The 25,475-nt window shown below is 67.9% G+C and carries 22 protein-coding genes; 14 read left to right on the top strand and 8 right to left on the bottom strand.

What is annotated here, in order from left to right; all coding sequences use genetic code 11:
* Positions 1-680 (bottom strand): LacI family DNA-binding transcriptional regulator (locus I71_RS21740; RefSeq protein ID WP_375731214.1); only part of this gene is annotated, 680 nt, incomplete at its 3' end.
* Positions 681-1,451: 771 nt separating this feature from the next.
* Here I71_RS21740 and I71_RS21735 point away from each other — a divergent pair.
* Genes I71_RS21735 through I71_RS21720 form a run of 4 tightly spaced genes read left to right on the top strand, consistent with a single transcriptional unit; the run spans position 1,452 to position 6,681 of the window.
* Entirely contained in the window at positions 1,452-3,212 is a 1,761-nt protein-coding gene (locus I71_RS21735; protein ID WP_042698054.1) for an ABC transporter permease subunit, read from the top strand.
* Positions 3,213-3,225: 13 nt separating this feature from the next.
* Positions 3,226-4,533, top strand: coding sequence for an AAA-associated domain-containing protein (locus I71_RS21730; RefSeq protein ID WP_085940762.1), 1,308 nt, complete (start codon positions 3,226-3,228; stop codon positions 4,531-4,533).
* Between the two features lie 23 nt (positions 4,534-4,556).
* A complete protein-coding gene (locus I71_RS21725; protein WP_042698048.1) occupies positions 4,557-5,978 on the top strand; it encodes a cation diffusion facilitator family transporter in 1,422 nt (473 codons plus the stop codon).
* Positions 5,968-6,681, top strand: a complete 714-nt coding sequence (locus tag I71_RS21720; RefSeq protein WP_042698045.1) for an MgtC/SapB family protein — start codon at positions 5,968-5,970, stop codon at positions 6,679-6,681. Before I71_RS21725 ends, I71_RS21720 begins: the two co-directional genes overlap by 11 nt.
* 36 nt (positions 6,682-6,717) lie before the next feature.
* Here the strand turns inward: I71_RS21720 and I71_RS21715 are convergent, their stop codons facing one another.
* Genes I71_RS21715 through I71_RS21700 form a run of 4 tightly spaced genes read right to left on the bottom strand, consistent with a single transcriptional unit; the run spans position 6,718 to position 9,635 of the window.
* Entirely contained in the window at positions 6,718-7,101 is a 384-nt protein-coding gene (locus tag I71_RS21715; protein WP_042698042.1) for an EamA family transporter, read from the bottom strand.
* A complete protein-coding gene (locus I71_RS21710; RefSeq protein WP_042698039.1) occupies positions 7,101-7,454 on the bottom strand; it encodes an EamA family transporter in 354 nt (117 codons plus the stop codon). Before I71_RS21710 ends, I71_RS21715 begins: the two co-directional genes overlap by 1 nt.
* 25 nt (positions 7,455-7,479) lie before the next feature.
* The gene (locus I71_RS21705; RefSeq protein WP_042698036.1) at positions 7,480-8,295 is read right to left on the bottom strand and encodes a MipA/OmpV family protein; all 816 of its coding nucleotides are present in this window, start codon (positions 8,293-8,295) and stop codon (positions 7,480-7,482) included.
* Positions 8,292-9,635: an aspartate aminotransferase family protein gene (locus tag I71_RS21700; RefSeq protein ID WP_042698064.1), complete on the bottom strand. Its 1,344-nt coding sequence runs from the start codon at positions 9,633-9,635 to the stop codon at positions 8,292-8,294. Before I71_RS21700 ends, I71_RS21705 begins: the two co-directional genes overlap by 4 nt.
* A gap of 425 nt (positions 9,636-10,060) precedes the next feature.
* Here I71_RS21700 and I71_RS21695 point away from each other — a divergent pair, with 425 nt between their 5' ends.
* From I71_RS21695 to I71_RS38445, 8 genes are all read left to right on the top strand, one after another.
* Positions 10,061-10,786: an HAD-IB family phosphatase gene (locus I71_RS21695; protein ID WP_049976236.1), complete on the top strand. Its 726-nt coding sequence runs from the start codon at positions 10,061-10,063 to the stop codon at positions 10,784-10,786.
* Positions 10,764-11,777 carry a hypothetical protein gene (locus I71_RS21690; RefSeq protein ID WP_049976235.1) on the top strand — a complete coding sequence of 338 codons (1,014 nt, stop codon included), beginning with the start codon at positions 10,764-10,766 and terminating at the stop codon, positions 11,775-11,777. Before I71_RS21695 ends, I71_RS21690 begins: the two co-directional genes overlap by 23 nt.
* Complete coding sequence (locus I71_RS21685; RefSeq protein ID WP_049976237.1) at positions 11,774-12,640, top strand: carboxylesterase; 867 nt, start codon at positions 11,774-11,776, stop codon at positions 12,638-12,640. Before I71_RS21690 ends, I71_RS21685 begins: the two co-directional genes overlap by 4 nt.
* Positions 12,633-13,796, top strand: coding sequence for a GNAT family N-acetyltransferase (locus I71_RS21680; RefSeq protein WP_244433977.1), 1,164 nt, complete (start codon positions 12,633-12,635; stop codon positions 13,794-13,796). The genes I71_RS21685 and I71_RS21680 overlap by 8 nt, the downstream gene beginning before the upstream one ends.
* A complete protein-coding gene (locus I71_RS21675) occupies positions 13,793-15,580 on the top strand; it encodes a HAMP domain-containing sensor histidine kinase (protein WP_083897304.1) in 1,788 nt (595 codons plus the stop codon). The genes I71_RS21680 and I71_RS21675 overlap by 4 nt, the downstream gene beginning before the upstream one ends.
* The gene (locus I71_RS21670; RefSeq protein ID WP_042698024.1) at positions 15,577-16,944 is read left to right on the top strand and encodes a sigma-54 dependent transcriptional regulator; all 1,368 of its coding nucleotides are present in this window, start codon (positions 15,577-15,579) and stop codon (positions 16,942-16,944) included. Before I71_RS21675 ends, I71_RS21670 begins: the two co-directional genes overlap by 4 nt.
* A gap of 55 nt (positions 16,945-16,999) precedes the next feature.
* Positions 17,000-17,605: a phosphatase PAP2 family protein gene (locus tag I71_RS21665; protein ID WP_042698021.1), complete on the top strand. Its 606-nt coding sequence runs from the start codon at positions 17,000-17,002 to the stop codon at positions 17,603-17,605.
* A gap of 132 nt (positions 17,606-17,737) precedes the next feature.
* Entirely contained in the window at positions 17,738-17,902 is a 165-nt protein-coding gene (locus I71_RS38445) for a hypothetical protein (protein WP_159107417.1), read from the top strand.
* 506 nt (positions 17,903-18,408) lie between these two features.
* Here I71_RS38445 and I71_RS21660 read toward each other — a convergent pair.
* Complete coding sequence (locus I71_RS21660; RefSeq protein WP_042698019.1) at positions 18,409-19,908, bottom strand: CoA-acylating methylmalonate-semialdehyde dehydrogenase; 1,500 nt, start codon at positions 19,906-19,908, stop codon at positions 18,409-18,411.
* A 107-nt stretch (positions 19,909-20,015) separates the two neighbouring features.
* Positions 20,016-21,392 (bottom strand): aspartate aminotransferase family protein, encoded by a 1,377-nt coding sequence (locus I71_RS21655; protein ID WP_042698016.1) that lies wholly within the window; start codon positions 21,390-21,392, stop codon positions 20,016-20,018.
* A gap of 149 nt (positions 21,393-21,541) precedes the next feature.
* Here I71_RS21655 and I71_RS21650 point away from each other — a divergent pair, with 149 nt between their 5' ends.
* Positions 21,542-22,480 (top strand): LysR family transcriptional regulator, encoded by a 939-nt coding sequence (locus I71_RS21650; RefSeq protein ID WP_042698013.1) that lies wholly within the window; start codon positions 21,542-21,544, stop codon positions 22,478-22,480.
* 6 nt (positions 22,481-22,486) lie between these two features.
* On the opposite strand, the gene I71_RS21645 is transcribed toward I71_RS21650, so the two are convergent.
* Positions 22,487-24,832: a mechanosensitive ion channel family protein gene (locus I71_RS21645; protein WP_049976234.1), complete on the bottom strand. Its 2,346-nt coding sequence runs from the start codon at positions 24,830-24,832 to the stop codon at positions 22,487-22,489.
* Positions 24,833-25,189: 357 nt separating this feature from the next.
* On the opposite strand from I71_RS21645, the gene I71_RS21640 reads away from it, so the two are divergent.
* On the top strand, positions 25,190-25,475 hold a 286-nt coding region (locus I71_RS21640), incomplete at its 3' end, for an ATP-binding cassette domain-containing protein (RefSeq protein ID WP_042698010.1).

The raw sequence follows: 25,475 nt of genomic DNA, 5'->3' as shown, positions 1-25,475 counted from the left end.
CGGGGCCCCGCCAGCAACCGGAGGGGCTCGCGCTGGCCGCTGTCATAGGTGTAGTCGCCCTCTCCCGCGGCGGTCAGAGGCATGCCAAGCGCCGCCAATGCCGCCCGGAAGGCGCTGCCGCGCTCCTGCTCGGAAAAGGCGGTGGGGCGTCCGCCGAGATAGGCGATGCGGCGGTGGCCGCCCGCGACCAGCGCTTGCGCCACCAGCCGGGCGCCGAGCGGGTTGTCGCAGCAGATGCTGTCCACCCCGTCCGCCTCCACCGCCCGGCCATAGAGAAGCAAGGGGACGCCGAGTGCCATCAGCCCGCGGATCGCCGCCGGAGACACGCTGCCGGCCGTCACCACCACGGCATCGACCTGATAGTCGAGAGCGGCCATCGCCGTGCCGTCCAGCGCATCCGCCGGGTCGCCGCGCACCAGCAGCGGCTGTTTGCCGCGCGAAGCCAGACCGCGGGTGAGGGTTTCGAACAGGTAAGGTTGGAATGGGCCGTCGAGATCGCCCATGACGACGCCGATCAGGTTGGTGCGCCGGGTCGTCAGGCTGCGCGCGATGGCGTTCGGGCGGTAGGACAGCCGCCGGGCCGCCTCCAGCACGCGGGTGCGCATTTCCGCAGAAACGCTGCCCCCTTCGGTAAAGCACCGTGACACTGCGGACTGCGATACCCCCGCCAGTCGCGCCACATCCACCGCGGTCGCCCGCCTCCGCTCCCCCGCCACTGGTCCTCCGGCCGCTTGGTCGGGGACCGAGTGTAAGGGCTTTGCGGCCGCGCTGCCATCGTGCAGTTTTCGGCTTCGCGTCCGGACATCCTCCCATCGGACATGCCCTGTCCGGCTTTCGCCGGCGGTTCGGCCAAACCGATCAGTTTCGCTGAAGCATCCCGTTGGCGGTGAATGAATGTTCCTTCATGAAATTCTTTTAAAAATCAGACGCTATACAGTGCAAGGATAGGGGCCGCACAGAACTCATCACTGTCGGGCGGTGCGGTCATGACTCTTTCGTGACGCGCAGCAGAGGGGAGATTCCCGCTCTTGACCTGATCCGGCAAGCGGAGTAGAGGGGCGGCATCGTCACCGCATGATCGATCCTTGTCCGCCTATCCCTTGAGGATCGGTGGCTGGATCGAAAAGGCAAGAGATGGACAGCCCCAGTAGTCGATCTACTCACAGACCCCTGACGACGTCGATCGCGGGCTGACCTGTTGCGCGGGTCCGCCCGCGGCCCGGCGTAGTCGGGCCGATCAGAGGTGGACCATGGTGAAGTTCCTCACCAGTCGGATTTCCGTGTGCCGCCGCCCTGCCGGGCGCCGGTGCTTTTCCGTGACGGGCGACCTGCGCCCGCCAAGTCGCTGACCCCCATCCACTCCGCCTGAATATCCAACCGGCGCTTTTCCTGCGCCGGATCCGCTTTTATTTGCCGGCCGGCCCCGTTCGGGGGCCGCGGGATGGTGTGTCATGGTCTGGATCAATACGAACATCTCGGTGAAGGCGTCCGACGCCGCTCCGAACCGCTGGGACGTCGTCGCCCTGCCGCTGGTCATCGGCCTGCTGGCGCTGCTCGCAATCGGCGGGCACCAGATGGCCCTGCCGCTGGGCAGCGTCGAAGAGGTACCGATCACCCTCGATCCCTGGATGCTGCCGGAATACGCCCTGCGTTCGACGCTGCGGATGCTGGCGGCGATGGCGGCTTCGCTGCTGTTCACCTTCACCTACGCCACGCTGGCGGCCAAGAGCCGGCGTGCCGGCATGCTGCTGATCCCGGTGCTCGACGTTCTGCAATCGGTGCCGGTGCTGGGCTACATCTCCTTCACCGTCGTCTTCTTCCTGGGGCTGTTCCCGGGCAGCGTGCTGGGGGCGGAATGCGCGGCGATCTTCGCCATCTTCACCAGCCAGGCCTGGAACATGGCCTTCAGCTTCTACCAGTCGCTGCGCACGGTTCCGCGCGACCTGGACGAGGCGGCGACCGGCTTCGGCTTTTCCGGCTGGCAGCGGTTCTGGACGCTGGAGGCGCCCTATGCCGCGCCCGGTCTGGTGTGGAACATGATGATGTCGATGTCCGGCGGCTGGTTCTTTGTCGTCGCGTCGGAGGCGATCACCGTCGGCGACAAGACCATCACGCTGCCCGGCATCGGGTCCTACCTCGCCAAGGCCATCGACGGGCAGCGGCTGGACGCGGTCGGCTGGGCGGTGCTGGCGATGCTGCTGGTCATCCTGGCCTATGACCAGCTGCTGTTCCGTCCGCTGGTCGCCTGGGCCGACAAGTTCCGGGTCGAGCTGACCGGGGCGCAGGAGGTTCCGGACTCCTGGCTGCTCACCCTGTTCCAGCGCACCCGCTTCTTCCGCGCCCTCTTCGCGCCGCTCGACCGCCTGTTCGGCTGGCTGGCCTGGCTGCGCCTGCCGGCGGGCGGCCTGCCCGGCGGTGCCGCGGGCGGCCTGCGTTCGGTCGGCGGCCTGCTCGACCGCGTGCCATCGCGGGCGGTCGACCTGCTCTGGTATCTGCTGCTGGCGGGGACGGGCCTGTGGGCCGGCTGGTCGATGGTCGCCTTCGTCGCGTCCGGCGTCGGCTGGGGCGATATCGGCAGCGTGCTGCTGCTGGGCGGCGCCACGCTGCTGCGGGTGATCGTGCTGATCGCGGTGGCGACGCTGGTCTGGGTGCCGCTGGGCGTCCTGATCGGGCTGCGGCCGCGGCTGGCGGAGAGGGTCCAGCCGGCGGCCCAGTTCCTCGCCGCCTTCCCGGCCAACCTGCTGTTCCCGGTGGCGGTGGTCGTCATCGTCCGCTTCGACCTCAACCCGGATGTCTGGCTCAGCCCGCTGATGATCCTCGGCACCCAATGGTACATCCTGTTCAACGTCATCGCCGGGGCCACCGCCTTCCCCAGCGACCTGAAGGAGGCCGCTGCCAATTTCCACATCCGCGGCTGGCAATGGTGGCGCGACGTCATGCTGCCGGGCGTCTTCCCCTACTACGTCACCGGCGCGGTCACCGCGTCCGGCGGCTCGTGGAACGCCAGCATCGTGGCGGAGGCGGTGAACTGGGGCGACGCCCAGCTGACCGCCCATGGCTTGGGCAGCTACATCGCCCAGGCCACCGCCGCCGGCGACTATCCGCGCATCGTGCTGGGCATCGCCGTCATGTCGCTGTTCGTCATCCTGTTCAACCGCCTGCTGTGGCGTCCGCTCTATGCGTTCGCCGAGCGCCGCCTGCGCCTCGCCTGAGGAGGACCCCGCCATGCTGAACACCCGCAACACCACCATCTTCGAACTGAGCGGCGTCCGTCAGGCCTATGCCAAGCCGTCGGGGCAGGATTACGTCGTGCTCGACAACGTCGACCTGAGCTTGCGCGACGGCGAGATCGTCGGGCTGCTCGGCCGCTCCGGCTCCGGCAAATCGACCCTGCTGCGCATCGTCGCCGGGCTGGTCAAGCCGACCGGCGGCTCGGTCCTCCACCATGGCGAGCCGGTCACCGGTGCGGCCGACGGGGTGGCGATGGTCTTCCAGACCTTCGCCCTCTTCCCCTGGTTGACCGTCTGGGAGAACGTCATGGCCGGGCTGAAGGCCAAGGGCGTGCCGGTCCGGGAGGCCGAGGCGCGGACCGAGGAGGCCATCGACCTGATCGGCCTGTCCGGCTTCGAATCCGCCTATCCCAAGGAGCTGTCCGGCGGCATGCGCCAGCGGGTCGGCTTCGCCCGCGCCCTGGTGGTCCATCCGGAAATCCTGCTGATGGACGAGCCCTTCTCGGCGCTGGACGTGCTGACGGCGGAGACGCTGCGCACCGACCTGCTCGACCTGTGGATGGAGCGGCGGCTGCCGATCAAGTCGATCCTGATGGTGACCCACAACATCGAGGAGGCGGTGCTGATGTGCGACCGCATCCTGGTCTTCTCCTCCAACCCCGGCCGGGTGGCGGCGGAGATCCGGGTCGACATCCCGCACCCGCGCAACCGTCTGGACCCGCAGTTCCGCGCCCTGGTGGACGACATCTATGGCCGGATGACCGCGCGCAAGCCGCTGGTGGCGCCGTCGCCGGCCGCCAGACAGCCGCCGGCCCATGCCGTACCGCTGGAGCATGTGTCGACCAACCTGTTGGCCGGCCTGCTGGAGACGCTGGCCTCGCCGGCCTATCACGGCAAGGCGGACCTGCCCCATCTGGCGGCGGCGCTCCAGCATGAGATCGACGACCTGTTCCCGATTGCCGAAACGTTGCAGACGCTGGGCTTTGCGGAGGTGGCGGAGGGCGACATCCATCTGACCGAACCCGGCCGCCTGTTCGCAGAGTCCGGGCTGGACGACCGCAAGCGGCTGTTCGCGGAGCATCTGATCCGCTATGTGCCGCTGGCCGCCCACATCCACGGGCTGCTGAAGGAATCGGCGTCGCAGCAGGTGCCGAGCAGCCGCATCCGGATGGAACTCACACCCTTCATGAGCGAGGATTATGCCGAGGAGACGCTGAAGGCGGTCACCAGCTGGGCACGCTACGCCGAGCTGTTCACCTATGACGACGAGACCGAAACCTTCGCGTTCGACGACGCGGACTGACCGCCGCGCAGGGGGAGGATGGAATGGGCAGCGAAAAGGAAGCGGTGGCGCTGGGGTCCATCCTGGCCAGCGGGGCGATGACGGTGGGCAAGTTCGGGGTCGGGCTGTCCACCGGCAGTCTCGGCCTGCTGTCGGAGGGATTGCACAGCCTGCTCGACCTCGGCGCGACGGTGATGACGTGGTTCGCCGTGCGGGTCAGCGACAAGCCGGCCGATGCCGAGCACCCCTATGGCCATGGCAAGATCGAAAGCGTCGCCGCCCTGGCGGAGACCGGACTGCTGTTCCTGACCAGCGCCTGGATCGCCTATGAGGCGGTCCGCCGGCTGATCGACGGCGGGGTCGAGGTCGAGGCGACCTGGTGGTCGGTCGCGGTGGTGGTGGTCTGCATCGCCATCGACGCCTACCGCGCCCGCGAACTGTCGCGCGTCGCCAAGGAAACCCGCAGCCAGGCGCTGGAAGCCGACGCGCTGCATTTTTCCTCCGACATCCTCAGTTCGGCGGTGGTGCTGGTCGGGCTGGGGCTGGTGTGGCTCGGCTATCCCAAGGGCGACGCCCTGGCGGCCATCGGCGTGTCGGTGTTCGTCTGCCATGCCGGCTACCAGCTCGGCCGGCGGACCATCGATACGCTGATCGATGCCGCGCCGGCCGGCACGGCGGAGCGGGTCGAGGCGGTGGTGGCTGGCCTGCCGGGCATCGCCGGGGTGCGGCGCGTCCGGGTCCGTCCGGCCGGCAGCGTGCTGTTCGTCGACCTCGACCTTCTGGTCGGGCGGACCCTGTCGCTCGACGCGGCGGCAGCCCTGCGCGAGCAGGCGGTCGCGGCGGTCCGGGCCGAGATGCCGGAGTCCGAAGTCTCCGTGGCCACCCATCCGCTGGCGCTCGACGACGAGACGGTGATGGACCGGGTGGTGGTGCGTGCCGCCGGGCTGGGACTGGCCGTTCACCATGTCACTGTCCAGCGGGTGAACGGACGCCTTGCGGTGGGTTTCGACCTGGAGGTCGACGGCTCGCTGCCGATCGAGGCGGCGCATGCGCTGTCCTCGCGGCTGGAGGCGTCCATCCGCGAGGAGCTGGGAACGGACATCGAGGTCGAGAGCCATATCGAGCCGTTGCAGGACAATGGCCTGACCGGTGTGGATGCCGAACCGGACCTGCTGCGGGCCGTCGGGGCGCATCTCTCCGCATCCCTTCCGGTCGCCGGTCCCCTGCGGGATGTCCACAATCTGCGGGTCCGCCGCAGCGCCGCCGGTCTGGTGGTGACGTTCCACAGCCATGTGGTGCCGGGGACAACCGTCGTGGCGGTGCATGACGCCATCGACGCCCTGGAGCGCGACCTGCGCAGCCGCTGGCCCGACATCGTCCGGGTGATCGGCCACTCCGAACCGGATCACGAAGAACGGCCGGTGGCGGGCGGTCCGCCGGGCGGGAGAGCGACGGATGCAGCTTGATCTGTCCGATGCCGCCGTCGCGGCCGTCACCTTCCTCCGCTTCGCCCTTGCCTTCGTTCTGGGGGCGCTGATCGGGTTCGAGCGTCAATACCGGCAGCGGACCGCCGGGCTGCGCACCAATGTGCTGGTCGCGGTCGGGGCGGCCGCCTTCGCCGACATCGGCATGCGGCTGCTGGGCGCCGAAGGCGCGACGCGGATCGTCGCCTATGTGGTGTCCGGCATCGGCTTCCTCGGCGCCGGCGTCATCATGAAGGAGGGCACCAATGTCCGCGGCCTGAACACCGCGGCGACCCTGTGGTGTTCGGCGGCGGTGGGGGCCTGTTCGGGCTGCGGCCTGCCGCTGGAGGCGGCGATGCTGACCTTCTTCGTGCTGGCCGGCAACACGCTGCTGCGGCCGCTGGTGAATTACGTCAATCGTCTGCCGATCGACGAGCGGGTGACGGAGGCGCTCTACCGGGTGCATGTCGTCGCCGATCCGGACGGGGTTTCGGACGTGCGCGATGCGCTGGCCGCCGAGCTGGAGGCGCATGACTACCCGATCCGCGACATCGAGATGCTGTCCGAAAGCGAGGACCAGGTGGAGCTGGCGGCCGTCCTGGTCCCAACCACCGCAAATCCCGGCGAGCTTGACCGGATCGTTCTCAATCTGGAGAAGCAGCCGGGCATCCGCAACGCCACCTGGACCGTCAGCACGACGACGTGACCGGCTGCGGCTCCGCGTCGCTTAAGCGCCAAACCGTCACATGCCCGACTCCGACTCGGATTCCTCCAGGGCGAGGCACAGGATTCCCGCCAGGATCGCAGCGGCGCCGACGATCTGCGGCCAGCCGATGGCTTCATGGAAGAGCAGGGCGGCCAACGGCATCACCGCCACCACCTCCAGATGCGACGCGGCGAAGGCGGGGCCGATGGGTGCATGCTTGAGCAGCGACATCCAGGTGACGAAGGCGCCGAGATAGCCGAGACAGGCCAGATAGAGCACCGGCTCCGCCAGCACCCGCAGGATCCAATCCGCGTCGGGCGACATCGGCAGGGCGGCAAGGGCCGCCGCCTTGAAGCTGAGCTGCCCCATCACATCGAAGCCGAGCAGGCACAGGAAGCCGAAGGCGATTGCGCGGCGCATCAGCTTCCCGCCCCCACCGCGGTCACCCCGGCGGCGATCAGCAGGATGCCGACGAAGCGCAGGCGGGTGATCCGCTCGCCGAACAGCAGCCGCCCGGCGACCATCACCAGCACGATGTTGATGGAACCGAGCAGTACCCCGGTGGACAGCGGCACCAGCGACAGGAAGGCGAGCCATGCGAAGAACTCGACGACGAAGCAGCCGATCCCGGCCCACAGCCAGGGACCGGACGCCATTCCCCGCCAGCGCGCCCAGCCATCGCCGGGATGGGCGGCGGCGGCCTTGAAGGAGAGCTGCCCGAGCGTGTCGCAGAGCATGTTCACCAGCCAGGCGGTCACGGCAAGACCGGTCATGGACGGAATCTCACAGGCAGCACCCTCATGGCGTGAAGACCAGGAACAGGCCGCTGGACAGCTGGCTGCTGCGGCCCCCGTCCCGCAGGATCGGGGAGTTGGAGGCGCTGCCGACCATCCGGCCCCAGCTGGCGAAGCCCCGGACCGACCAGCGGTCGATCAGGTTCACCGCGCCATTGGCCTCCAGCCCGGCCAAATCGACGCCGGCATGCGGGCTGAAACCGTCGAGGCCGGTCGCCGCCGCCTGCCCGGCATCGACGCCGAAATTCCGTTGCAGGTAGGACTGGTTTGCCGCCTTGACGAAGGGCCCCAGCGAAAAGCCCTGCTGCTCCGCCGGATCGCCCAGCGGAAGCGACAGGGCGGCATGGGCTTCCAGAACGGCGCCGCGCCGGCCGTGCCTGACCTCCTCCGTCCCGACGAGATCGAGCGAGAGGGGGCCGCTTTCGACCGTCGCGAAGCCGCCCAGCTCGGCGGTGTCGGACAGTCCGTTCAGACCGCGCAGCCGCGCCGGCAGGGACCGGCTGGACCGTCCCGGCTGGTATCGGGCGATGGCGCCCAGGCTGAGGATGCCCTCATGCAGGACCGTCACCCGTACGCCGTCGAGCGAGTCGATGGCGAGGCTTTGGCCGAACTCCGCACTGAGATAGGGCGCCGCCGACCAGTCGGTGCGCGCGGCTCCCGGATAGGCGGGCTGGGCGACCACCCCGGCGCCGAGCGCCAGGGTGGAACCGCCCGCCGCCGGCTCCGCGGTGGCGCCGTCGGCGAGCGCCGCCCTGGGTGTGCCGGCCGCCACTTCGGCCAACGCAACGGCGGCCAGGGCGCAGGCTGCCAGCCGTCTCACGCGACCATCATCTCGGTGAGTGTTTCGCGGGCGGCCGCCAGCGTCCGGTCGACGTCCTCCTCGCTGTGGGCGAAGGAGACGAACAGGTTCTCGTAGGCACCGGGATGGAACAGCACGCCGCGGTCGAGCATCCCTTCCCACCAGCGGCGGAAGGCGTCGTGGTCGGCATGGCGGACGGCATCGCGGTAGTTGCGGATCGGCTTGTCGGCGAACCACAGCTGGAAGACGGGGCCGAGGCCGACGACATGGGCGGGGATGCGCAGATCGCGGACCAGCCGGTCCAGCCCTTCGCGCAGCCGGTCGGAGACGGCATGGAGCCGCTCATACATGCCCGGTTTCGCCAGCTCGTCCAGCGTGGCGTTGGCGGCGGAGACCGCGATCATGTTGGCGTTGTAGGTTCCGGCGATGGACACGGTGCCGTTTTCGACCAGCGCCATCACGTCGCGCCGCCCCCCCATCGCCGCCACCGGGAAGCCGCCGCCCAACCCCTTGGCGAAGACCGACAGGTCGGGGGTGATGCCGTAATGGCTCTGGGCGCCGCCCAGCGCGATGCGGAAGCCGGTGATGACCTCGTCGAGGATCATCAGGACGCCATGCTTGTGCGTCAGTTCGCGCATCGCCTCAAGATAGCCCGGCTCCGGCAGGATGCAGCCGGTGTTGCACATGATCGGCTCGCTCAGCACGGCGGCGATCTGGTCACCTTCCCTTTCCAGCGTGCTGCGCAGCGCCTCCACGTCGTTCCACGGCAGGATGATCAGGGAGTCGCCGACGCCGCGCGGCAGCCCCGGACCCTGCGGTACCGCGACCGGGGAGTCGTCGCGGCCGGCGGCGTCCAGCTTGGGGTGCTTGCTCCAGTAAACCCCGTCCGAGAAGCCGTGATACATCCCCTCGAAGCGGATCAGCTTGTGGCGCCCGGTGAAGGCGCGGGCGAGGCGGACGGCATAGAGCACCGCCTCCGTTCCGGTGTTGCACAGCCGGACCCGCTCCAGTCCCGGCACGGCGGCGACGATCTTTTGGGCCAGCGTGATCTCGTCGGCGCTGGGCAGGGCGAAGACGGTGCCGCGCTGTTCGATGCACTCGACCACGGCCCTGGTGACGGCGGGCGGGCGGTGGCCGAGCAGCATCGGCCCGAGCCCAAGGAGATAATCGATGTATTCATTGCCGTCGGCATCGGTCACGCGCGATCCGGTTCCCCGCTCCACGAACAGGGGATAGGGATCCCAGCCGGACCAGGTGGCGCGTGCCGTGCTGTTGACACCGCCCGGGATCAGGCTGCGGGCCTGCTCGAACAGGGCCGCGCTCCGTCGGGTGCGGTCCGGCTGCTGATAGCTTGACGTCATCGAAAGACTGCCTGCTGTGGCGAGTTGATGGATCGCCGGAAGGGACCGGCCGGTCCGCTTCTGCATCCGCCGTTCCATCTTGACCGCCACCGCCGCGGTGGCTGGCGCCTTTCGCCGGCTGCAGCGTCGTCCGATGCCTTCGATTCCTTGCGGTGCAAGGACCGCCGGGAATTTGACCGTCACGCCGTATGAAGGGGGACGGTCTACTGAACGTGACGCTGCGACGGGCGGCGGGACCATCAAAACGCGGGGGGAGCTACAAAATTTGTAGCTCACAATGCGGAGCAGATGCTTCCCCGCCGGGGCGAAGCCGGGGTTTCCAGCCATCGCCCGCTCTCGGTCCGCTCATGGCCCGCCGCTTGCTATCGGCAGGGTTGGCGACGCCGGCCCACCGTCCGGCGTGCGGACAACGGAACACCATCGCCTTGCACCAGCCGATTTCCCTGTTCATCGATTTCGATGGCACGATTTCCCGCGAGGACACGACCGATCTGATCCTGCAGCGCTTCGCCGATCCCGGTTGGGACGCGGTGGAGGATGCCTGGACCCGTGGCGAGATCGGGTCGCGCGAGTGCATGGCCCGCCAGGTCGCGCTTCTGCGCGCGCTTCCAGCCGATCTCGACGGATTTGCCGGCGGGATCGAGGTCGATCCGGATTTCCCAGCCTTCATGTCCCTGTGCCGCCGGCATGGGTTGGCGGTGACCGTCCTGTCGGATGGGCTGGACCGCGTGGCGCGCAACGTGCTGCGCCGGTTGGGGTTCGATGTGCCGGTGCTGTCGAACCGATTGCGCTGGCAGGGCGGCGACCGTTGGCAGTTGGAGTTCCCGCATGCCCGACCGGACTGCGCGAGCGCCGCCGGCAACTGCAAATGCAGCCGCTTTTCCGCTTCGGTGGCGAAGACGGCCGCCAAGCTGCAGGATGGTCGCATCGCCGCGCTGATCGGCGACGGCCGGTCCGATTTCTGTGCGGCCGAGCGGGCCGACGCGGTGTTCGCCAAGGGCAGGCTGGCGGCCCACTGCGACCGGTCTGGCATCCGCCACACCGCTTTTTCGGGCTTCGGCGACCTTGCCCCGCTTTTCGAGGCGTGGCTGGAGCAGGTCCGTCCTGTGGCCGCCGGCGAGGTGCGGAATGGTCTTCGCCAACTTGCTTGAGGCTTCTCCCGACTGCACGGAGTCCGATGGCGGAACAGCGCCGGTGCGCTCCCTGCTGATCGATCTGGATGGCTCGCTCACCGCCCAGCCCGGCATGCAGCGGCGTCTGGCCGGCGGATCGATGACGCGGATCGATGCGCGCGACCTCGCCTCCCGGCTGCGCATCGTCGCGGGAAAGGCGGCTTTGTCGAGCCTGCGCCAGCGGATCGCCGCGGCCTGTCCGATGGCCGACGGCCCGCCGCCGCTGATCTTCTACGGGTCCGGCGACTTCCATCATCTGGCAACGCTGTTCCTTGAGGCGCTGTCCGGTCCCATCCTGGTGCTGCATATCGACAACCATCCCGACTGGACCGGCTGGCCCGCCACCTGGAACTGCGGCGCCTGGGTCAACCGGGCGCTGGAGCTGGCGTCCGTCCGCCGGATCGTCACCGTCGGCCCGGCCAGCGACGATTTCGTCCGCCCGCAATGGGCCTTCGCCGATCTGGAGGCGATCCGTCAGGGCAGGCTGGAGGTGCATCCCTGGCGCGCGGCGCCGAGCCGCCTGTGGGGTCGGCCGGTGGAGGGGCCGGGCTGTAGGACCCGCGACGGGCGCATCGTCTGGGACTGCCTGGAAGGGAAACCGTGGGCCGAGGTGGTGGACGGGTTCGATGCCCGGCTTCCGTTTCTGCCGCTGTGGATCTCGCTCGACAAGGATGCGCTGGTTCCGGCGGAAGCGGTCACCAATTGGGACCAGGGCGGACTGGCGCTGGATGCGGTGCTGGCGCTGGTGCGGCGGCTGGCCGGGCGTCGGCGCATTCTCGGCATGGACGTTTGCGGCGATTACTCGCGTCCCGCTTTCTCCGACCCTTTCCGCGCCCTGCTGTCGGCGACGGACCGGCCGCGGCTGCCGGCCCCCGATCCCCGCACCGCGGCTGTAGTCAACGACAGCACCAACAATCGGATCATGCAGGCGGTCGACGAGATGGCGGCGATGGGGCTTTGGGCATCATGACGGCGGACCGGACGATCTTTCTGCAAGGGGCGGGCATCGGCCGGCACCGCCCGGGCATGCTGCTGGTTCATGGGTTGGGCGGCACGCCGGTGGAGTTGAAGACGCTTGGCCGCCGGCTGCAGGAAGCCGGGATCACCGTGCTGTGCTGCCAGCTCGCCGGTCATTGCGGCACGGCGCAGGATTTGACCGCGACCGGCTGGCGCGACTGGTATGCCAGCGTCGAAGCGGGCCTGAACCGGCTGGAGACGGTGTGCGATCTGGTGACTGTCGGCGGGTTGTCGATGGGGGCCCTGCTCGCCGCCCGTCTGGCCTGGGCGCAGCCGCAGCGCGTCCAGGGCCTCGTCATGCTGGCGCCGACGCTGTGGTATGATGGCTGGGCGATTCCCTTCTACAGCGTCCTTCTGAAACTGGTGATCCATCTGCCCTTCGGGGAGCGCTACGCCTTCGTCGAGCGGGAGCCTTACGGCGTGAAGGATCCGCGCATCCGGGCACTGGTGCTGCGGGCGATGCAGAGTGGCGATTCCAACGGCGCCGGTCTGTTGTCGACTCCTGCGGTCGCCATCCGGGAAATGTGGCGCCTGACGGCGGAGCTGCGCCCGCTGCTGCCCGACATCCGGCAACGGGCGCTGCTGGTCCATGCGCGGGAGGACGACACGGCCGGCCTGTCCAACGCCTTCCATTTGCAGAAGCGGCTGGGCGGGCGGGTGGAGGCGCTGATCCTGGAGGATTCCTACCATTTGGTGACCGTTGACCGACAACGCGATCTCGTCGCCCGGCGCACCGCCTCGTTCGTCGCAGCACTCGCCGCCGGTCCGGATGCCGCCCTGCACCTCCACCAGAGCGGGGAGGGCGGCAATGGCTGAGCTTGGCGGATTGCAGGCGCGGATCGTTCCGGGCATCGCGGCGCTGCCGGCGGACGGCTGGACGGCCGGCCAGCCGGGAGAGGCCGAAGGCTGGGACTATTACCGGGCCTGCGGCAACGATCTGGCCGCCGCGGTCTTCGACGAGCGGGGACTCGTCCTCGGCCTTCCGCTGTTCCGCATGGAATACCGGCTCGACACGCCCTTCCAGGGGCGGCTGGCCGCGGTCGGGCGCCTGCTCGATCGCTACTTTCCCCGCTTGATGCGCTGGGGGATGCTGGGGGTCGGCTCGCCGCTGGCGGAACGCTGCCATCTGTCGGTCCGGCCGGGGCTGGCGCCCGAGGAGCGCGTCCGCGCCGTCGATGCGATGCTCGCGCTGCTGAAGGAAGAAGCGGCTCGTTCGGGCGCCCTGCTGATCGTGTTCAAGGATGTATCGGCACCGGAAGCGGACTGGCTGGCGCCGCTGCTGGCCGGCCGGCGTTTCACCGCCATCGCCGGGCTGCCGGTGGCGCTGCTCGATCTGGCCAGCCTCGACGAAGCCGGCTATCTTGCCACGCTGTCCGCGGCGACCCGCAAGGATCTGCGCCGGAAGCTGAAAAGCCGGGCAGCGGTCCGGGTGGAGCATCGCCAGCGGATCGACGATGTGGCCGACCGGATCGAGGCGCTCTATGACAGCACGCGCACCAACAGCCGGCTGCGCTACGGCGATTTCGAGGAGCTGCCGAAGGGTTATTTCCGCGCCGTGGCGGAGGCCATGCCCGGACAGGTCGAATTCGTGCTGTATTGGGTGGGGGAGCGTCTGGCCGCCTTCAACCTCCTGTTTCTCCAGCAGGACCGGGTGATCGACAAGTTCCTTGGCATGGCTTATCCCTTGGCGCGCGACCACAATCTCTATGCGGTGAGCTGGATGGAGAACGTGCGCTGGGCCATCGGGACCGGGCGGACGACGCTGCAGACGGGGCAGACCGCCTATGCTGCGAAGCTGCGCTTTGGAAGTGCCCTGACGCCATCGACGAATTACGTGCGCTGCCGGAACCGCCTGCTCGACGGGTTGATCCGTCGGGCCGCGCCCTGGCTGGCCTTCGACCGCTGGGATCCCGATCTGCGCCTTCTGCGTGAGCGGGCGGCGGACCGGCCGCAACGGCCGCGGTCACCATGACGGTGACGGGGGGAGGCACGGCGGTGAAGTCCTGCGACGGGGGCAAGCGCGCCCAGTCCATGTTCGGTGCCGTCACGTTGCGCTGGCGGCTGGTCATCGCTTTTCTGTCGGTGAGCATCTTTCCCGTGCTCGTCGCCAGCCTCGTGATGGCGGATCTCGTTTCCGGCCTGTTCGGCGAGAATATGGAGCGCTGGCTGCAGGACGCGGCGGTCTTCGTCACCCAGCGGTCGGCCGACGAGCAGAACGAGGCGAGGCAGGCGGCCTCCATCGTCGCGGCCAGCCTGGCGAACGATGCGGGCAGCCTGGACAAGAGGCTGATGGAGATGTCCACCGGCCTGCTGACTTCGGTCGGTTACGATGCCGTTGCGGTCTATCGCGCCGATGGGCAGATCCTGTTCGGCCACGGCCTGCTCGGCGACGGGAAATGGCTGCCGCGCCGGCAGCACAGCCGCTTCTTCGTCGTCGATGACGGCGGCCATCCGGTTCTGCTTCTTGGATCGGCCAAGCGGTTCCAGCAAGAGGGACAGAGCTATTTCGTCTTCGTCGGCGACCGCTGGGATGGAACGATGATCAACATCGCCGGCGCCAGCCCGTCGCTGAAGGTCCAGGTCTTCGCGATTTCCGATGGGAAGGCCGCCATCGTCAGCGCCGGGCGGGACGAGGATGTCCAGCTTCCGCCGACCGTTCTGGAGCAGCTTGCCGCCGGGGCTCCCAGCGTCACGACCAAGATGTTCGCATCGGACAATTTCGCCACCGGTTTCGCGGCGCTCCGCGACACCGACGGCAGTCTCATGGGGGTGGTCGCCTGCCGCATCTCGGATCAGGTCTCCCTGCTGTCCCATGTCCGGACCCTTGAGCTTTTCGTTCTGCTGGTGGCGGTCGCGGGCATGATTTCCCTGATCGTCGCCCTGTCCCTGTCGAAGCTGATCTCCCGCCCCCTCAACAGCCTGACCCAGGCCTTGCGCCGTGTGCACGAAGGCGACTATTCGGCGCGCGTGCCGGTTCGGGGTGGCCGGGAACTGGAGCAGCTCGCCGTCGGATTCAACAGCATGACCGGGCAGCTCGATACGCTGCGGCAACGCGAGGATCTGGTGCGGCGGCGCGAGAAGCTGGCGATCCTGGGCGAGGCGGCGGCGGTGATCGCGCATGAAATCCGCAATCCGCTCGGTATCATCAAGACCTCCAGCCAGGTTCTGCGCATGAAATCGCAGCCGCCCGAGGCGACCGACCGGCTGATCGGCTTCGTGCTGGACGAGGTCGGCCGCATGGAGGGGTTGGTGCAGGAGTTGCTCGACTATGCCCGGCCCAAGACCGCCCTGCGGCAGGCCGTCGATCTCGCCGCAGAACTGCGCGACGTTCTGGACTTCACCGCCGGCGAGATGACCCGCCGGCACATCGTCCCGCAGGTGGAGGTGCCGGCCGGGCGGCTTCCGGTGCAGGGAGATGCCGCCCAATTGCATCAGGCGCTCCTCAACATTCTGCTGAACGCGATGGAGGCGATGCCCGAGGGCGGGGCGTTGACCGTGACGGCCCTGCGCGAGGGGGACGAGGCGGTCGTCAGTGTCGGCGACACCGGAGTCGGGATTCCAGAAGACCTGCGCGACCGCATCTTCGAACCCTTCGTCACGACGAAAAGGCGGGGAACCGGGCTGGGGCTGGCGCGCGTGCAGGACATCCTGGAACGCCATGGCGGAAGCATCCGCTTCGTCAGCGCGCCCGCCGTCGGCAGCACCTTCGTCCTCCGGCTGCCCCTGATGCCCGAGATCGAGGAGGAGCCATCGTGATCCTGATCGTCGACGATGAGGTCCGTCTGGCCGAAGTGACGGCGGTGGCCCTCGAAGCCCGCGGCTTTCCCGCCCATTTCGTCGGGTCCGCCGCGGCCGCCCTGGCCTGGCTGGAAGACAACCGGGTCAGCCTGATCCTGACCGATCTGCGGATGCCGGGACTGGATGGACGGGCGCTTCTCGCCGCGCTCCAGTCGGCACGGCCGGAGATTCCGGTCGTGATCGTCACCGCCTATGCCTCGGTGCCCGATGCGGTGGCGCTGGTCCGCGAGGGGGCCTTCGATTACATCTCGAAACCCTTCGAGATCGACGACCTCGTCGCGACCATCGAGCGCGCCCTGAAGCTGAAGGAAACCGAAGCCGACAACCGGCGCCTGCGCGAAGAACTGCGGGAAAAATACGATTTCGGCAGCCTCGTGGGGACGAGCGACCCGTTCCGGGCGGTCCTGCGCCAGATCACGGAGGTTTGCGACAGCCGGGCGACCGTGCTGCTCCAGGGCGAGAGCGGCACCGGAAAGGAGCTGGTCGCCCGCGCCATCCATGACAACAGCCCACGGAGCAACAAGCCCTTCATCGCGGTGAATTGCGCGGCGATTCCGGACACTCTGCTGGAAAGCGAGCTGTTCGGTCATGTGAAGGGGGCCTTCACCGGAGCGGTCGCCAATCGCGAGGGGCGCTTTTCCGCTGCCGATGGCGGAACGCTCTTTCTCGACGAGATCGGCGACATGCCGCTTCCCCTGCAGGTGAAGGTGCTGCGCGCCATCCAGGAACAGAGCTTCGAGATGGTGGGCAGCACCAGGACCGTGACCGTCGATGTCCGCTTCATCGCGGCCTCCCATCGCGATCTGCGCCGCGAGGTCGAGCGCGAGACCTTCCGCGAGGATCTGTATTACCGTCTGAACGTCTTTCCGATCCGCCTTCCGGCCCTGCGCGAGCGCGGCGACGACCTTGAGGATCTGGCCTGCCATTTCCTTGGCCGGCACGCGAAATCGATGGGAAAGCGGCTGACCGGCTTCAGCCGTCCGGCGCTGTCGGCGATGATGGCCTATCACTGGCCGGGAAACATCCGGGAACTGCAGAACTGCGTGGAGCGCGCGGTCATCGTTGCCCGGGGATCGCTGGTCGAGGTGAGCGACCTTCCGACCTACATCTTCGACGAGCGGCCGCCGATTGCCTCGGCCACAAGGCTGCCGGCCGATCTCGATGCCGAGTTGGAGCGGATCGAACGCAAATTCATCACCGACGCTTTGCAGGAAAGCGATGGTGTCCAGGCCAATGCCGCCAAGCGGCTCGGCATCACGGAGCGGAGCCTGTGGCACCGGGTGAAGAAATTCGGCATCCGGGTTCGCAAACATACGGACTGAATGCGCCTCGCCGCCCCTCAGTCCGTCCGCTGATCGAAATGACTGGAACGCCTTGATGGAAGCTCTGAACCAACATCTGTTCCTTCTGCTCAACGCTCCGCCGGTTCCCTCGGCCGGGCTTCTGCTGCTGGCACGCTTTCTGGCGAACGATGTGGTGATGCTGATCACCGTTCTGGCCGCGGTCTTGTGGGTGCGGGGACGGCGGAACGGGCGTGCCACCCTGGTCGGCGCCGGCTGCGCCCTGCTGATTGCGGCAGCGTTGAACGCGACGATTGGTGCCCTCTGGCACCATCCACGCCCCTTCATGATCGGATTGGGGCATCAGCTGATTCCGCACGCGGCGAACTCATCCTTCCCCAGCGACCACGCCACCTTCATGTGGACGATCGGCATCAGCCTACTGCTGCGAGGATCCTGGCCGCGGCTTGGTTGGGGAATGATGGCCTTCGGGGTGGGCGTCGCGTGGGCTCGCATCTATCTCGGCGTTCATTTCCCGCTGGACATGGCGGGCGCGCTATTGATTTCCGCTGTGGCCTCTCTGCTTGTCATTCCGGCGGGCTCCTTTGTCGATCTGAGCCTGACACCTGCCCTTATCCGGCTTTACGAAGGCGCGGTGAGGCGGCTGCATCTCCCAAAAGCGCTGTTCCCACTCGATATTTAGCTCTTGCATTGGACCGGGCACTCCAAGGGAGCGCCATGACGGCGCCGAGAGTACGGTGCAGGGCGTCGCGGGGCGCCGGGATGAACTGGAGGAAGGGCTGTTGGACTCAAGGTCATCGAACCGGAGAATGCAATGAACGACAAACCCACCGACGACCAGCCTGTGCAGGGTGAGGTCAACAAGCAGACGCCGGATCAGGGGAAGGAGCCGGCTCGAAAAGGCGGGAAGCCCACCGGTGGAGAAAAGGCCGGTGATCGCGAGGGGCAGACGCGGGAACCGGGTTACGATGAAGCGTAGCGTGCCGCTGTTTTACAGCACCACCGCCGGCCTGCGGCTGAGATGACGCGTCCAGCAGGTCAACCGGCTGGGGGTGTCACCAAGGTTCAAACGCTGCGGTGGGGTAGAAGAGGCGATCGGCCCTCCGCCCAGATTGAAGAAGTCGGACGATAGCATCCCTTTTGGCATCGCCACGCCGGTGTGGGTGGTGGATATGCGGGTTTTTCCTCATTGGATTGGTGATGAATGCGAAAGGCGATTGCCCGATGCTGAGGCCATCCGATGTTGTCTCGGATATTCTCCCTCTACTCGGGGCGCCTGTTGGCGCCCTTTTCCTTGTCAGGGCACAGGATCACTCGGCCGGCCCGATCCGCACCGACACGATTTGCCCGCCACGCCACCGGTGTCGGGAGAGCGATGCCGCTTCCAACGATCACATTCCAATGGAAAAGGGTTGGGGGTGATTCACCGTCGCCGCAAGCCGGCCGGCGAACCACCCTCTGAAACCCCTTAAAAACCGCCAGTTCTCACTTCATCGAGGGGAAGGCGAACTGGGCCCCTTCGCGGACTCCGCCGGCGGGCCAGCGCTGGGTGATGGTCTTGCGCCGGGTATAGAAGCGCACACCGTCCGGACCGTAGGCCGACAGATCGCCGAACAGCGACCGCTTCCAGCCGCCGAAGCTGTGATAGGCGACCGGCACCGGCAGCGGCACATTGATGCCGACCATGCCGACCTTGATCATGTCGCTGAAATAACGGGCGGCCTCGCCATCGCGGGTAAACAGGCAGGTGCCGTTGCCGTATTCATGGGCGTCGATCAGGTCCATGCCCTCCTGCATCGTCTTGACCCTGACGAGGCAGAGAACCGGGCCGAAGATCTCCTCGCGGTAAATGGACATGTCCGGCGTGACCCGGTCGAACAGGCAGCCGCCCAGGAAGTTGCCGGCCTCATGGCCCGGCACCACCAGCCCGCGGCCGTCCACCACCAGATCCGCACCCTCGGTGACGCCCTGGTCGACATAGGCCTTCACCTTCTCGTAATGGGCGCGGGTGACCAGCGGCCCCATTTCGCAGCCGGCCGAAGTGCCAGCGCCGACCTTCAGACCGCGCAGCGCCACCGACAGCTTGTCCTTCAGCCGCTCGGCCACCTCGTCGCCCACCGCGACCACGACGGAGATCGCCATGCAGCGCTCGCCGCACGAGCCATAGGCAGCCCCCATCAGCGCGCTGACCGCATTGTCCAGGTCGGCGTCCGGCATGACGATGGCGTGGTTCTTGGCGCCGCCTAGCGCCTGCACCCGTTTCCCATGGGCCGACGCGGTCGCATAGACATATTCGGCGATGGGGGTGGAGCCGACGAAGCTGACGCCCTGCACCCGCGGGTCGGTCAGCAGCGTGTCCACCGCCTCCTTGTCGCCATTGACGACGTTCAGCACGCCCGGCGGCAGGCCGGCTTCCAGCGCCAGCTGGGCGATGAGGAGGGCGGAGCTGGGGTCACGTTCCGACGGCTTCAGGACGAAGGTGTTCCCGCAGGCGATGGCGATCGGGTACATCCACAGCGGAACCATCGCCGGGAAATTGAACGGCGTGATGCCGGCGACGACGCCCAGCGGCTGGAATTCCGACCAGCTGTCGATGGCCGGCCCGACATTCTTGGAGTACTCGCCCTTCAACAGCTCCGGCACGCCGCAGGCATATTCGACATTCTCGATGCCGCGGGTCAGCTCGCCGAAGGCGTCGTCGAGAACCTTGCCATGCTCGGCGGTGATGAGGGCGCAGATGCGCTCGGCATTCTCTTCCAGCAGCTGCTTGAAGCGGAACATGACGCGGGCACGCTTGGCCGGCGGCGTGGCGCGCCAGGCCGGGAAGGCGGCCTCGGCGGCGGCGATGGCCTCTTCCACCGTCGCGCGCGACGCCAGGGCGACCTGGCCCGCCACGTCGCCGGTGGCCGGATTGACGATGTCGGCGGTGCGGGTGCCGGCGGGCGCGTCAGTCTTGCCGCCGATCAGGTGGGCAACGATGGTCATGATGGCTTTCCTGGGGGAATGGTCGGTGTGCAAGCTCGTTGCCCCGACCCTTCCCGTCGGCGGAGGAGGGAAGGGTCGGGGCAGAGTGTGGCCTTACGCCGTGGCTCTTATGCCGTGGCTTGGATGGCGTCGGCGACGACGTTGAACAGGCGGTCGAGGTCGGCCGGCTCGCTGTGGAAATGCGGGCCGAACTGGAGCGTGTCGCCGCCGAAGCGCACGTAATAGCCGGCCTTCCAGCACTTCTCGCCGATCTCGTAGGGCCGGCGGGCCGGTTCTCCCGGAAGCGGCGCGATGGTGACGGCGCCGGTCAGGCCATAGTTGCGGATGTCGGCGACGTTCTTCAGACCCTTCAGCCCGTGGATCAGATTTTCAAAGTGTGGCGCCAGCGCCGCAGCCTTCTCCCACAGCTTTTCCCGCTCGAAGATGTCGAGCGCGGCCAGGCCGGCGGCACAGGCGACCGGATGGGCGGAGTAGGTGTAGCCGTGCGGGAACTCCACCATGTATTCCGGCCCGCCATTGTCCATGAAGGCCTGGTAGATGTCGTGCTTCGCCACGACGGCGCCCATCGGGACCGCGCCGTTGGTCAGGCCCTTGGCGACGTTCATGATGTCCGGGACGACGCCGAAGGCATCGGCGCCGAACCGGGCGCCCATGCGGCCGAAGCCGGTGATCACCTCGTCGAAGATCAGCAGGATGGAGTGCTTGTCGCAGATCTCGCGCAGCCGCTGCAGGTAGCCCTTCGGCGGCGGCAGCACGCCGGCCGAGCCGGCCAGCGGCTCGACGATCACGGCGGCGATGTTGGAGGCGTCGTGCAGCGCCACCAGCTCCTCCAGCGCGTCGGCCAGATAGGCGCCTTCCTCCGGCATGCCCTTCACGAACAGGTTCTGCGGCAGCAGGGTGTGGGGCAGGTGGTCGGCATCGACGCCGGTGCCGAACAGCTTGCGGTTGCCGCCGATGCCGCCCAGGCTGGTGCCGCCGAAATTGACGCCGTGATAGCCCTTGGACCGGCCGATCAGCTTGGTCTTGGCCGGCTGGCCCTTCATCCGCCAATAGGCCCGCGCCATCTTCAGCGCGGTGTCGGCCGCTTCCGATCCCGAACCGACGAAGAAGACATGGTCGAGGCCGGCCGGGGTCATCGACGCCAGCTTGTGCGCCAGCTTGAAGGCGGCCGGGTGGCCGTGCTGGAAGGCCGGGCTGTAATCCAGCTCGGCGATCTGGCGCGCGACGGCTTCGGAGATCTCGCGGCGGCAATGGCCGGCGCCGCTGCACCACAGGCCGGACAGGCTGTCGTAGATCTTGCGGCCTTCGGCGTCCCAGTACCAGGTCCCCTCCGCCTTCACGATCATGCGCGGGTTGTTCTTGAACTGACGGTTGCCGCTGAACGGCATCCAATGGGCGTCGAGTTCCTCGCGCGTCAGTCCGGCAGCCTTGTCGAGCGACTCCTTGCCGAACGACTGGCCGTGATCGTTGTCGAGGGGGGCCATCCGCTGTTCTCCCGCATGTGTTGGGCGCGTCTGTTGGGGCGCTGTCGGCGACGAGTGTGCGCGCTTGCTGGTTGCGATTAAATCCAAACTATAAGAACTTCACATAACTCTGCGCTTACCTATCGCATCCCCTCCGTCATGGTCCCGGCATGAGCAAACCCACACGGTCCCCCCAAAGGTCCCTGGCCCCGATCGGCGATGCCGATATCCGCTTGCTGCGCGTGTTCCGGACGGTGGTGGAGTGCGGCGGCTTTTCCGCCGCCGAGGTGGAGCTGAACATCAGCCGGGCGGCGATCAGCCAGCACATGGCGGATCTCGAACGGCGGCTCGGCCTCACGCTCTGCCGGCGCGGGCGGGCGGGGTTCCGGCTGACCGACGAGGGGCATCTGGCCTATGAGGCGACTCTGCGTCTGCTGGCCAGCACCGAGAGCTTCCGCAGCGAGATCAACACCGTCCATGGCCGCCTGCGCGGCGAGCTGAACATCGGCATCACCGACAACCTCGTCACCATGCCGCAGATGCGGGTGACGCACGCCCTGCGCAGCCTGAAGCAGCTGGCGCCGGAGGTCCGGGTCAACATCCGCATGATCCCGCCCAACGAGATCGAGCGCGGCGTTCTGGACGGGCAGCTGCATGTCGGCGTCGTCCCGGTCCGCCGCGGCTTGCCGGGGCTGGCCGGCCTGCCGCTTTACCAGGAGGAGTCGCTGCTCTATTGCGGCGCCGGCCATCCGCTGTTCGACGGCCCGGAGGGGGCGATGACGCGGGAGGCGGTGGAGGCGGCGGACGCCGTGGCGCCGACCCAGGCGCAGCTTCCCCACGAGCTGAACAACACCGCCACCGCCACCGATCGCGAGGGGGTGGCGTTCCTGATCCTCACCGGCTGTTATGTCGGCTTTCTGCCCACCCATTATGCGCGGCACTGGGTCGAGCGCGGCATGATGCGGGCGCTGCTGCCCGGCACCTATCACCATGCGCTGGAGTTCCAGGTGGTGACGAAGAAGGGCGCCCAGCCGAATCTGGTGCTGGACCGCTTCCTGGAGGTCCTGCGCGGTAACGCAAGTGGCGGGGCAAGCGGCGAGGGGGGATGAGTCCGTCTACCGCCCGCCCTTGCGCCGTCCGGCTCCGGCTTCGGTGTCCTGAGCCTCTTCGCCCAGCGTGTGGAGCACGGCGCCCGCGGCCAGGATGCGGTCCTCCTCGCTGATCTGCGGTGCCATCGGGTCGCCGGCGGGGACGGTCGCCGTCGCCTCGCCGGCGAAGCGGACCGTCACCTCGCGGTTGGCGAAGCGGATGCCCTCGCGGCGGAACAGGGCGTGGACTTCCTGATACACCCGCTTGCGGATCTCCCACTGGTCACCGGGCCGCGTCATGAATTTGACGCGGAGGATCATCGCCGAATCCTCCATCTGGATGACGCCCTGCGACTTCAGCGGCTGGAGGAACTTCGGCCCCAGGTCCGGATCGGCGAGCAGCATTTCGCCAAGCTGCTTGATGTGCTTGCGCACCTTCTCGACATCGGTGTCGTAGGTTATGCGCAGCGGCAGCTTCATGATCACCCAGTCGCGCGAATAGTTGGTCAGCTGGTGGATCTCGCCGAAGGGGACGGTGTGCAGCGGACCGCGATGGTGGCGGAGCTGCATCGACCGCACCGAGATCTTCTCCACCGTGCCGCGGATGGCGCCGATCTCGATGTATTCGCCTTTGCGGAAGGCGTCGTCGATCAGGAAGAAGGCGCCGGAAAAGATGTCGCGGATCAGCGTCTGTGCGCCGAAGCCGATGGCGATGCCGGCGACCCCCGCCCCGGCGAACAGCGGCGCGATGTTGATCCCCAGATCCATCAGGACGCTGAGCAGCACCGCGCCGCTGATCGACAGCAGGATGAAGTTGCGCACCAAGGGCAGCAATGTCGCCAGCCGGCTCGCCGAGCCGTGGCCGCTCCCTTCGTCACCGGGAACGGTGCCGGGGACCGGTCCTTCCTCGGCGATCCGGCGGTCGATCCAGATGCGGACGCCGTGATAGGCGACATAGCCGATCAGGCAGACCGTCATGATGCCGATGAGCCGGTCGGCGGCGTCCCCGTGCATCCGCGGAATGTTCCACACCGACAGGGTCACGGCCACCCCGGCGGCGGCGGCAAGGATGCCCGCCACCCGCCGGGCAAGCGCCTCGTAGCTGTCGAGGGTAACCGGGCGTGGCGCCTGCTGGGACCGGTGGGCTGCGTCCTGCGTGCCCTCCGCGGCGTCGTCCAGCGGCCGCCAATGGGTCCGCCGCCGGTGGAACAGCCAGTCGGTCGCGTAGGTGACGGCGGCGTAGACGGTCAGGATCGTTCCGGCGACCGCATAGGCGCCGAGCAGCAGCGGCAGCTCGGTCGGCCAGCCAAGGATCAGACGGTTGACCATCGTTCCCCAGGCATAGGCGAAATAGACCAGCGCTGCCGGAAACCAGATGCTCAGGGTCAGCCGTTCGAGCGGGGCGAGCGTTTCGGCCGGGCGCCCGGCGAGAAAGGCCCGGTCGACCGCCCGTCGGTTGACGAACAGCGCCCCGAGCTTCATCAGCACGATCAGCAGGCCGAACAGCGCGACCAGCACAGCGTGCGGATCATAGGGCATGCCCAGCGCCTCCAGCCAGATGGTGCTGGTCATCAGGACGACGCCGACGGCACCGCTGACGGTCAGGTCGCGTCGCAGCCGGCGGACGGTCGGCCCCCCTCCATCCTCCAACGCGGCATCCCGAGGCAGCACCAGCCGCCAGAACAGGGCGACGGCCCAGATCAGCAGATAGCTGACCCCGGTGATGATGACGGTCTTCTCGGTCATCGGGGTCGGATCGGGGACCAGCATGATGGCGATCCCGAACGCGATCAGGGTGGCGAGGATCATGCCGCCCAGCGTCACCAGCGCACGGGCGACCAGACGGGGGAAGCGGGCGGCCAGTGCCGGTCTGCCCGGCTGGGGATCGGGCACGCGCAGCAGCAGCCGCCCGGCGATCGCCCGCCCATAGACGAGATGCTGCACCCCGTGGCCGGCCGCCATCACGGCGATTGTCAGACCGATGACCTGGAGGAAATAGAGGGGCCTGCCGGTCGGGCTCTGGGCCGCCAGCGTGGTCACGATGGCCGACGGTATCTCGGGTGTGGCGCGCACCCGTTTGGCGAGCTTGCCGCGGAAGCCCGCCATGCGGTCGCGTCCCTCGCTGAGGATGGTCATCATCATCCCGTCGGCGCCCGGTGCTGCAACGCCCGCTCCCGCCGCCGGGGCGGTGGCGACCGGGGCGGGAGCGGCGGGCGGTGCCTGTGGCGATGCCGACTGGGCGGAAGCCACCGCCTCTGGCAGCAGCACCCACAGCAGCAGAGTCAACAGCAGGACCGGCACATCGATCCGGAGCCGGGCCGGCCAGCTGAATCGCAAGGGAACGGCGAGCGTGGTGGGCAGGGCTGGCGGCATGGCGGCATCGCGAAGCGTGGTGTTCGACCCAACCACAGTAGCGCAGTTCGCGCTGCCGCGAAGCGCCTCGCTGCCTCGGTGGGAAGAATGGCCGGCGCTTCCCCTTGAGTCTTGCAGCGGACAGTGACCGACGGGCAGGGGGCGACCTTCCGTTCGAGAGCGCCCACCGTCACTGGCGCCAAAAGCGGCAAATGCATCCGGCCCCCGCTCAAGATGGCGGCAGAGCCGATTCCGTGGCATTGGCAGGCAAATCAAAAACAAATCTAATATATTGATTAATATAAGAAAAACAAAAATCGGCATGCTGTTTGCTATGGAAGGAGGATCGAACGGCAACGCGAAAGGGACGGTGCAGCCATGGTCAGCGCTTCGCCCAACGGCCGGGCTTCCCCGCGCGGGCAGACGCTTCTCCTCGACGGGATCACCCAACGCTACGGTGCCTCGCTCGCCGTGAACGAGGTCACGCTCGACATCCGCGGCGGTGAGCTGGTGGCTCTGCTCGGCCCATCGGGCTGCGGCAAGACGACGCTGCTGCGGATCATCGCCGGCTTCCTGGCCCAGACCAAGGGTCATGTGATGGTCGGCGGGCAGAGCGTGGACGGCCTGCCGCCCAATCGCCGGTCGGTCGGCTCGTCTCCAGAAT

Origin of the sequence: Azospirillum sp. B506, from assembly GCF_000333595.1 — a bacterium.
In the GTDB taxonomy this organism is placed as follows: Bacteria; Pseudomonadota; Alphaproteobacteria; order Azospirillales; family Azospirillaceae; genus Azospirillum.
Note: the sequence above shows the minus strand (reverse complement) of the source record. Positions and strands in the feature narration are given on the sequence as shown.